Origin of the sequence: Streptococcus sp. HMSC076C09 (genome assembly GCF_001837905.1) — a bacterium.
Classification (GTDB): Bacteria; Bacillota; Bacilli; order Lactobacillales; family Streptococcaceae; genus Streptococcus; species Streptococcus parasanguinis_I.
Genome location: NZ_KV834649.1, coordinates 23,429 through 32,890, shown reverse-complemented (window position 1 = coordinate 32,890; position 9,462 = coordinate 23,429). Strand labels below are relative to the sequence as shown.

General features: G+C 41.8%; 12 protein-coding genes. 5 read left to right on the top strand and 7 right to left on the bottom strand.

The annotated features are described in order from the left end of the window. Positions 1-65: 65 nt before the first annotated feature. The 6 genes from HMPREF2704_RS08720 to HMPREF2704_RS08695 all read right to left on the bottom strand — a co-directional run bounded on the left by HMPREF2704_RS08720 (position 66) and on the right by HMPREF2704_RS08695 (position 4,126). Positions 66-713 carry a redox-sensing transcriptional repressor Rex gene (locus HMPREF2704_RS08720; protein ID WP_049506210.1) on the bottom strand — a complete coding sequence of 216 codons (648 nt, stop codon included), beginning with the start codon at positions 711-713 and terminating at the stop codon, positions 66-68. Between the two features lie 130 nt (positions 714-843). After that, positions 844-1,059, bottom strand: a complete 216-nt coding sequence (locus tag HMPREF2704_RS08715; protein ID WP_070846280.1) for a DUF4649 family protein — start codon at positions 1,057-1,059, stop codon at positions 844-846. Position 1,060: 1 nt separating this feature from the next. Then, positions 1,061-1,408: a DUF1831 domain-containing protein gene (locus tag HMPREF2704_RS08710; protein WP_003015156.1), complete on the bottom strand. Its 348-nt coding sequence runs from the start codon at positions 1,406-1,408 to the stop codon at positions 1,061-1,063. Between the two features lie 9 nt (positions 1,409-1,417). After that, positions 1,418-2,530, bottom strand: a complete 1,113-nt coding sequence (locus HMPREF2704_RS08705; protein WP_070846278.1) for a cysteine desulfurase family protein — start codon at positions 2,528-2,530, stop codon at positions 1,418-1,420. Between the two features lie 9 nt (positions 2,531-2,539). After that, the gene (locus HMPREF2704_RS08700; RefSeq protein ID WP_070674037.1) at positions 2,540-3,496 is read right to left on the bottom strand and encodes a ribose-phosphate diphosphokinase; all 957 of its coding nucleotides are present in this window, start codon (positions 3,494-3,496) and stop codon (positions 2,540-2,542) included. A gap of 72 nt (positions 3,497-3,568) precedes the next feature. Continuing rightward, the gene (locus tag HMPREF2704_RS08695) at positions 3,569-4,126 is read right to left on the bottom strand and encodes a CYTH domain-containing protein (RefSeq protein WP_024055732.1); all 558 of its coding nucleotides are present in this window, start codon (positions 4,124-4,126) and stop codon (positions 3,569-3,571) included. 95 nt (positions 4,127-4,221) lie between these two features. Here HMPREF2704_RS08695 and HMPREF2704_RS08690 point away from each other — a divergent pair, with 95 nt between their 5' ends. From HMPREF2704_RS08690 to mutY, 5 genes are all read left to right on the top strand, one after another. Continuing rightward, positions 4,222-4,893 carry a GTP diphosphokinase gene (locus HMPREF2704_RS08690; protein ID WP_023918039.1) on the top strand — a complete coding sequence of 224 codons (672 nt, stop codon included), beginning with the start codon at positions 4,222-4,224 and terminating at the stop codon, positions 4,891-4,893. Beyond that, positions 4,877-5,695: an NAD kinase gene (locus HMPREF2704_RS08685; protein ID WP_282188909.1), complete on the top strand. Its 819-nt coding sequence runs from the start codon at positions 4,877-4,879 to the stop codon at positions 5,693-5,695. Before HMPREF2704_RS08690 ends, HMPREF2704_RS08685 begins: the two co-directional genes overlap by 17 nt. After that, complete coding sequence (locus tag HMPREF2704_RS08680; RefSeq protein WP_070674040.1) at positions 5,692-6,585, top strand: RluA family pseudouridine synthase; 894 nt, start codon at positions 5,692-5,694, stop codon at positions 6,583-6,585. Before HMPREF2704_RS08685 ends, HMPREF2704_RS08680 begins: the two co-directional genes overlap by 4 nt. 21 nt (positions 6,586-6,606) lie before the next feature. Beyond that, positions 6,607-7,581, top strand: coding sequence for a phosphate acetyltransferase (pta, locus tag HMPREF2704_RS08675; RefSeq protein ID WP_021153149.1), 975 nt, complete (start codon positions 6,607-6,609; stop codon positions 7,579-7,581). Between the two features lie 246 nt (positions 7,582-7,827). Next, positions 7,828-8,982, top strand: coding sequence for an A/G-specific adenine glycosylase (gene mutY / locus HMPREF2704_RS08670; RefSeq protein WP_070674043.1), 1,155 nt, complete (start codon positions 7,828-7,830; stop codon positions 8,980-8,982). 26 nt (positions 8,983-9,008) lie between these two features. Here the strand turns inward: mutY and HMPREF2704_RS08665 are convergent, their stop codons facing one another. Next, positions 9,009-9,356 carry a DUF6568 family protein gene (locus tag HMPREF2704_RS08665; RefSeq protein WP_070674046.1) on the bottom strand — a complete coding sequence of 116 codons (348 nt, stop codon included), beginning with the start codon at positions 9,354-9,356 and terminating at the stop codon, positions 9,009-9,011. Positions 9,357-9,462 lie beyond the last annotated feature (106 nt).

The window sequence follows — 9,462 nt, the reverse complement described above, 5'->3', positions numbered from 1 at the left end:
ATCCAAAAATAATTGAGAGGCTAGGATTTTTGTCTCAGCCTCTTTTCTTGTTAATGTATAAGTCTTTATTCTTCGTTTTTACGCATAAAATAAAGAAGTGTTTGCAATTCACTAGTAAGATCGACATATTGGACAACAACCTCTTTAGGAACTGTCAGATGGACTGGAGAAAAGCTTAGAATTCCTTTGACACCAGCATCTACTAAAAGACTAGCAACTTCTTGAGCCTTAACACTTGGAACAGTTAGAATGGCTGTTTGAATGCCTTCTTTTTTGAGATTCTCTTTGATCGTAGAAATCCCATAAATGGGGATCCCATCCTTACTTTTGGTATTAATCAGTTCATGATCATCTACATCAAAAGCCATGACAATTTTCATTTTATTTCGCTCATGGAAACGGTAATTAAGAAGGGCGCTTCCCATATTTCCGATCCCAACAATAGCGACATTAGTAATAGCATTGTCATTTAAAAGATCTGCAAAGAAGTTCATCAGTTTTTTTACATCATAACCAAATCCACGTCTTCCCAATTCACCAAAATAAGAAAAATCTCTGCGAACAGTAGCAGAGTCAATCCCAATTGCATCCGCAATTTGCTTGGAATTGGCGCGCTCTATTTTTTCAGAGTTAAAGCGTTTAAAAATGCGGTAGTAGAGCGATAAGCGTTTTGCTGTTGCGCGTGGAATTGGAGTATTTTTATCATGTTTCACAATATCACAACCTTTCCCTCTTATTGTATAGGAAGATTGTGAAAAAATCAACTATCTTGAACGGTTTTTCAAAAATATTTTTGTCTAAAGAAAAAGCTGATGGTGATGGGAGAGTTCCATCAGCATCAGCTTAGTTTTCAGCTTGCTCTAACTTTTTCAAAAAAGCATAGAGCCCATCGACTCTCCCCTTATAGGGGAGTTTTTCACCCTTGTATTCAATGGAAACAATTGAGTAAGAGTCAGGCAGGGTTACACAGCCTGAAAATGCTAGGATGCAGGCTGCAAGGTCGGGATAAGTAGTCATTCGTTCTACTTGGTAAGCGTCGATATAAGTTAGGGTTACCATATTAGACCTCTGTTTTGTTGAAAATTTCTCTTTCGACAAGACTATCCATTAGGAAATAAAATTTTTGTTGGATAATGTCATTTTCTGGATTTTTAAAGATATTCACCAGACGAAGTCCAGACTTATCTGTAATATTGATTTTAAAACCTGTGAGGTCTTTGTTGAAGATAATTTTAAGCAAGAAGCCTTCACCGCTATTTGGAACAGCTTCGAGCAAACGATTTAACTCGTAATTTCCAACTTTTGTAACAGCAAATGTATTGTCACGTAAGGTATATTTTTTAACATTTGGGTGTAGACTATAGGTATATTTGCAGTCTTTCAATGAAACACTTGTTTCAAAAGCCATATTGTTCTCCTATGATAAAATTTCTTTAAGTTTTGAGAGGAAGTCTTGAACCTCCTCTACGCTATTGAGTTCTGAAAAACTAATTCGAAGGGATTCTTTTAGGCGTGAGCTATCTTTTCCATAGAGCGCCTCAAGGACATGGCTGGGTTGAACTGTACCAGCGGTACAAGCAGAACCTGTAGAGACAGAAATTCCAGCAAGATCGAGTCGCATCAGTAAAACGTCATTTTGGACACCCGGAAAGCCAAGGTTCCAAACAAATGGAAGATGATTCTCATTCGCATTTACGTAGTAGTCGTAGGCTGCTAAACCATTGACTAGCTCTTGGCCGAGTTTTTGAACCTGGTGGAAATTTTCTTCTTGATGAAGTGTAGCTTGCTGAAGCGCGGTTGCCATCCCGACAATAGAAATGAGATTTTCCGTACTGGCTCTCATCTTACTTTCCTGATCCCCACCATGTAAAAGATTATCAAAATCTGGGGAGGTTGCATAAAGGAAACCGACGCCCTTTGGTCCATGGAATTTGTGGGCAGAAGCACTGAGAAAATCAATTCCCAACTCTTCGGGATAGACAGGGACCTTTCCAATTGCTTGGACAGCATCAACATGAAAGGCAGCTGGATGATTTTTTAAGAGTTCTCCAATTTCTTTAATCGGTAGAAGATCGCCTGTCTCGTTATTGGCAAACATGGTAGAGACAAGAATGGTATCCGGTCTAAGAGCCGCCTTGATATCACTAGCCTGAATGCGTCCATCTCTTGGTTGGACGATCGTAACTTCAAATCCGAAACGTTCTACAAGATATTCGATGGGTTCTAGAACCGCATGGTGTTCCAAAGCGGTAGTAATGATGTGTTTGCCATCTGCTTGGTGTTTCAAGCAGTAGCCTTTTATAACGGTATTATTACTTTCTGATCCACCTGAGGTGAAAAAAATCCGATTTGGAAGAGTATGGAGGGACTGAGCAATCTGCTCGCGAGACTCTCGAAGGAGTTTACTAGCCATCCGCCCATGAGCATGAAGACTCGATGGATTTCCAAAAGTGGTCTTCATAGTTGCAGACATTTTATCAATGACTTCAGGTAGAAGGGGAGTTGTTGCGGCATTATCAAAATATATCACATTAAGACCTTATTTCTTGTGGTAGGCAAATAGAGGACTAACAGGTTTTCTTTCTTGAATGCGAACAATAGCTTCAGCGATCAGTTCGCTAGCTGTCAGATAGTTAATATTTTTTGGAGTTGATCCGTTTGGGGCAACAGAATCAGTTACCAAGATTTCTTTGATTGGAGCTTGGTCTAATAACTCGACAGCTCCTTTCACAAATAAACCATGGCTTGAAACAGCATAAATTTCAGTAGCACCTTCGCGTTCGACGATTTTCGCAGCTTCTGAGAATGTCTTCCCAGTATTGAGGATATCGTCAATCAAGATCGCTTTTTTATCTTTGACATCCCCGATAATATAGCCATAATCACGGTTCGCATCATCTTGCTCGTAATCAATGATGGCAATCGGTGCATCAAGATATTCTGCTAAACTACGAGCTCGTTTGACACCTGAATTTTTAGGACTGACGACTACAACATCAGGACCAGTTAGACCTTTGTTGATGTAGTGCTCTGCAAAAAGTGGAATGGTAAAGAGGTTATCCACGGCAATATCGAAGAAACCTTGAACCTGCACTGCATGGAGATCCAGTGTGACGACACGATCCACCCCAGCTTTGACCAACATGTTTGCGACGAGTTTAGCAGTGATTGGTTCACGAGGAGCAGCAGTCCGGTCTTGGCGAGCATAACCGAAGTAAGGCATGACCACATTGACAGTATTTGCGCTGGCCCGTTGGCAAGCATCTACCATAATTAAGAGTTCCATCAAGTGATTGTTGACAGGGAAACTGGTTGATTGAATGATATAAATATCATATCCACGAACACTTTCCTCAATATTGACTTGGATTTCACCATCTGAGAATTGACGGGATGAAATTTTCCCAAGTGGAACCCCAGCGTGATCCGCAATCTTTTGCGCAATCTCTGGATTTGAATTGAGAGAGAAGAGCTTCATATTTTTTTTATCTGACATGTGATTCCAACCTCATTTAGATTTTTGATCTTAGCACTATTTTAGCAAAAATTTGCGATAATTTCAGCTATTTTACAATCTTTCCGCCAATCTGGCGATTTTATTTTTAGCAGCTTTGTAGACGATTCCATGCTCTTTGATGAACTGATGGAAATTTTCTTCCTGCTCAGCAGTTTCGACCTCGATTTCCAACTCATAATCTTCAGTGTCTAGATAGAGACTGTGGTCTAGTGCTACTAAGCCTGCATCAGTTTCTTTTTCGAATCGTTCTGTTGTAAGGCTTCCCCAGACCGCGAGGTGTTCAACGGGGATTTCTTTAGAGATCAAGAGGTTTTTGATTTCTCCGTCAGGAAACTGTTGGTGTTGAAGAATCTCCTTGGTTTCTTCTGGGTTGAGGTCTTGATTGTACTCGAAATGGCCAACATCTTCAGGGACTTTGAGAGTCAATTCAGCCTGATCTGTGAAAGTACGCACCCGCAAGGCCATTTTTTCCTTACGGATGAGCTGGTCGGGTGTATCGATATAGTGATTGGTTTGGACAACCAATTCTGTATCAGCAAAAAGTGGAAGGAGGGATTGGTATTCCTCCTTGTCTAGCATGGTTTTGTATTCAATTTCTAAATGGTTCATTTTGTGGTCCTTTGCTTTTTTTCAAAAGCGATTCATGATATAATAAGAGATGTGTTTATTGTATACAAAAATGGTTCAGATTACAAGGTGGTAGGATGGCAATTGATTGGGAAAACTTCTTAGATCCGTATATCCAAGCAGTTGGGGAATTAAAAATCAAACTGCGTGGGATTCGTAAGCAATATCGTAAGCAACAAAAGCATTCTCCAATTGAGTTTGTTACAGGACGGGTCAAGCCGATTGAGAGCATTCGCGAAAAGATGATCCGAAGAAATATTTCTGAAGAAAATCTGGCTCAGGATATGCAAGATATTGCTGGTCTTCGCATCATGGTCCAGTTTGTGGATGACGTCGAAGAGATCCTAGAGGTTCTGAGACAACGGCAGGATATGCGCGTGGTCCAAGAGCGAGATTACATCCGCCACAAGAAATCAAGTGGCTACCGGAGTTACCACGTCGTGGTCGAGTATCCGGTCGATACCATTGATGGAAATGAAACGATCTTAGCAGAGATTCAAATTCGGACCTTGTCCATGAATTTTTGGGCAACCATTGAACACTCGCTTAATTATAAATATAAAGGAGACTTTCCAGACGAGATCAAAAAACGCTTAGAGACGACAGCAAACCTGGCCTATCTCTTGGATGAAGAGATGGGGGCAATTCGGGATGCGATTCAGGAGGCTCAAGCCCTGTTTGATCCACTTCATCGTAAGTTAAATGATGGCGTTGGAAATAGTGATGACACAGATGAAGACTACAGGTAAAAAAGTATCCATTATTCGCAATCGCAAGCGTCAAAGTGAAGAGGTTTTTCAGCAGTTGCGCTACAAGCTTCGGAAAAATAATTTTATTTTGACGGAGAAGCACCCGGATATTGTGATTTCAATTGGTGGCGATGGGATGTTGCTATCGGCTTTTCACAAGTATGAACACCAGTTGGATCGGGTGCGATTTGTTGGCGTCCATACCGGACACTTAGGATTTTATACAGATTACTTAGACAGTGAAATCGATAAGCTGGTTGAGAACTTAAAATATGATACTGGAGCTAAGGTTTCTTACCCTATTTTGAATGTCAAGATTACTTTCGAAAATGGGGAAACCCGTACCATGAGAGCCTTGAACGAAGCGACGATTAAGAGAAGCGACCGGACCATGGTTGCTGATCTCACGATTAATGGAGTGGATTTTGAGCGCTTCAGAGGAGACGGGATTACCGTTTCGACTCCTACAGGAAGTACGGCTTACAACAAATCCTTGGGAGGAGCAGTCCTTCACCCAACTATTGAAGCGCTACAGATCGCTGAGATCGCCAGTCTCAACAACCGTGTTTATCGTACCTTGGGTTCTTCTGTCATTGTCCCTAAAAAGGATAAGATCGAGATTACACCGACAAGACCTGGCTTCCACATTATCTCTGTTGACAATTCAACCTATTCTTATCGCAATATTGCAAAGGTAGAATACCAGATTGACAACCATAAGATTAATTTTGTGGCAAGCTCCAGTCACACCAGCTTCTGGAATCGGGTCAAGGATGCCTTTATCGGAGATGATAGAGAATGAGATTTGAATTCATTGTCGATGAGCATGTCAAGGTCAAGACCTTCCTGAAAAAGCATGAGGTTTCTAAGGGGCTCTTAGCAAAGATTAAGTTTCGTGGTGGCCAGATCCTTGTCAATGGACGTCCGGAGAATGCGATTTATTTGTTGGATATTGGAGATCGCTTGGTCATTGATATTCCAGCAGAAGAAGGGTTCGAAACCCTAAAACCCATGGATCGGCCTTTGGATATTTTGTTTGAAGATGATCATTTTTTGGTCTTAAACAAACCCTTTGGCATTGCATCGATTCCAAGTGCGATTCATTCCAATACCTTAGCAAATTTTGTAAAGGGCTACTATGTGAAGCAGGGCTACGAGAACCAGCAGGTTCACATTGTTACTCGTTTGGACAAGGATACAAGTGGCGTTATGCTCTTTGCCAAACATGGCTATGCCCATGCTCGCTTGGATAAGCAATTGCAGTCTAAAACGATTCAGAAACGCTATTATGCCTTGGTCAAGGGATCTGGGAAGCTTGATCCTGTCGAAGAGATTATTGCTCCGATTGCGCGTGATGAAGATTCAATTATCACCCGAAAGGTAGCTAAAGGTGGCAAGTATGCTCATACAAGCTACCAGGTTGTTCAATCTTTTGGTGATATTCACCTAGTGGATATTCAGTTACACACAGGTCGAACCCATCAGATCCGCGTTCATTTTTCCCATATTGGCTTTCCGCTTTTGGGAGATGATCTCTATGGCGGCAGTTTAGAAGACGGCATTGAGCGCCAAGCCCTTCATTGTCATCGCCTATCCTATTATCATCCATTTCTAGAGGAAGAGTTGGTCATAGAAAGTCCACTGCCTCCAGATTTCCAAGCTGTATTAACACAGCTTCAAACTAGTTATTAATTATTAAAAGGAGTAAAACTCATGGAAGTTTTCGAAAATCTCAAAGCCAACCTCGTTGGTAAGAATGCACGTATTGTATTACCAGAAGGTGAAGAACCTCGTATCCTCCAAGCGACAAAACGCATTGTGAACGAGACAGAAGTAACCCCTGTCTTGCTTGGTAATCCGGATAAAATTCGGATTTATCTTGAGATCGAAGGGGTTTTGGATGGATATGAAGTCATCGATCCTCATTCTTATCCAGGTTTTGAAGAAATGGTAGCTTCCTTAGTAGAACGTCGTAAGGGCAAAATGACAGAAGAAGAAGCGCGTCAAGTCTTGAAAGATGACGTTAACTATTTTGGTGTCATGTTAGTGCACATGGGAATTGTTGATGGGATGGTATCTGGTGCGATTCACTCAACAGCTGCCACTGTTCGTCCGGCTCTTCAAATTATCAAAACTCGTCCAAATGTAAAACGGACTTCAGGAGCTTTCCTTATGGTTCGTGGATCTGAACGCTACTTGTTTGGGGACTGTGCTATCAACATCAATCCAGATGCTGAAGGATTAGCCGAAATTGCCATCAACTCAGCTATCACAGCCAAGATGTTTGGAATTGATCCAAAAATTGCTATGTTGAGCTATTCAACAAAAGGATCTGGTTTCGGCGAAAGTGTTGATAAGGTTGTCGAAGCGACTAAGCTTGCTCATGAACTTCGTCCAGACCTTGAAATTGACGGGGAATTGCAATTTGACGCAGCTTTTGTCCCTGCAACTGCAGCCTTGAAGGCTCCAGGAAGCAAGGTAGCAGGTCAAGCCAATGTCTTTATCTTCCCAGGTATTGAGGCAGGTAACATTGGATACAAGATGGCTGAACGTCTTGGTGGCTTTGCAGCGGTAGGTCCAGTATTGCAAGGGTTGAACAAACCAGTCAATGACCTCTCTCGTGGATGTAATGCAGATGACGTCTATAAATTAACCTTGATTACGGCTGCTCAAGCTGTAGAGCAATAAGAAATGCATTTAGAGATTGGGACAGAAATCGGTAATTTGTTAAAATTCGATTTCGTCGTCCCACCTCCGCACAGTTGAGTAGGGCTGTAAAAGCTGATGAAATCAGCGTAGTAGAGCCCACTCAACCACTGCGTCTTGCTCGACAATCCAAAAATAATTGAGAGGCTAGGACTTTTGTCCCAGCCTCTTTTTCTTTATAAAATCAGAATTTCTAAACTCTAACTCATTCTATGGTATACTAGGAATATGTTAGATTTAAACGATTACGGGATTACCATGTGGGAGGAGGAAAAAATTGCTTCCTTCAGAGAAAAGTTATTAGTCTGGTATGATGCCCATAAACGGGATCTTCCCTGGAGAAGGACCCAGGATCCTTATAAAATTTGGATCTCAGAAATTATGCTCCAGCAGACACGTGTCGATACGGTGATTCCTTATTATGAGCGTTTTTTAGACTGGTTTCCGACGGTCGCTGATTTGGCTCAAGCTCCTGAAGAAAAACTCTTAAAAGCTTGGGAAGGCTTGGGATATTACTCACGTGTCCGCAATATGCAGAAAGCTGCCCAGCAGATAATGGAAAATCACGGAGGAGTGTTTCCATCAAGTTATGAGGAAATATCTAAACTCAAGGGAATTGGGCCTTATACAGCTGGTGCCATTGCTAGTATTGCCTTTGGTTTACCAGAGCCAGCAGTGGATGGCAATGTCATGCGTGTTCTAGCCCGTTTGTTTGAGGTGGACTACGATATTGGTGTACAGACCAATCGCAAGATTTTTCAAGCCATGATGGAAATCTTGATCGATCCGGCCCGACCTGGTGATTTCAATCAGGCTTTGATGGATTTGGGATCAGATATTGAATCCCCAGTCAACCCACGGCCAGAAGAGAGTCCTGTTAAGGAGTTTAGCGCGGCCTACCAACATGGGACCATGGATCGTTATCCCATTAAGACTCCCAAGAAGAAACCGGTACCTGTCTATCTAACAGCTTTTATTATCAAGGATAGTCAAGGTCGCTACTTGCTGGAGAAAAATGAGCGAGAAGGGCTTTTATCAGGTTTCTGGCATTTCCCCTTGATCGAAGTGGAAAGCCTATCTGGGAACCTAGGCCAATTATCTCTATTGGATGGGAAGGGGGAAGCAGAGCGTAACCCAGAAATTCTTTCTTTTGAACAGGACTATGATTTGGCCATTGATTGGCAGGACAGATCTTATCCTATCGTCCAGCATGTCTTTTCACATCGCAAGTGGCAGGTTCAGATTCGATTCGGTCTAGTAAAAGAAGGAGAGCAACCAGCAAGCGAATCGACTGTTTGGTTAACACCAGAAGAATTTTCCAATTATCCTTTTGCTAAAGCTCAGCAGAAGATTTGGACGACTTTTTCGGAAAATGAAAAATAGCTAGAGATTATTCTCTAGCTATTTTTTTATAGATGAGCGAATGCTTTGATTTCTTCTTCAGACATGGATGAGTCGCAACGAACAGTGACTTCACCAGATTCGACATGTAAAAATCCTGGGACAGTTGGGATGCCGTAAGTTGAGCGGAAGGGTTGTAATGCGTCTAGCTGACTTGGTTCTTCACTATTAATAAAATAGATATGAGCTTTTGTTTCAGCTACGACAGTTGCTAATTTAGCAGCGAACTTCCGGCAGTAAGGACAAGTCTTGCGTCCGATAAAGAAGGTTGCTGTTTCTTTTTGATCGATCGCTTCTTGCGCACGCGCGACAGTTGTGACTTCAAGATCTTTAATATCTTCTAAAAATTGTTCCATGAGATTACCTCGCTTTCTTCTAAGTCTAGTATGCCATATTTTCTATAAAATCGCTGGTATTTGCTACGAAAGAAAGAGAGAGTGGGACAGAAATCGGTAATTCGTT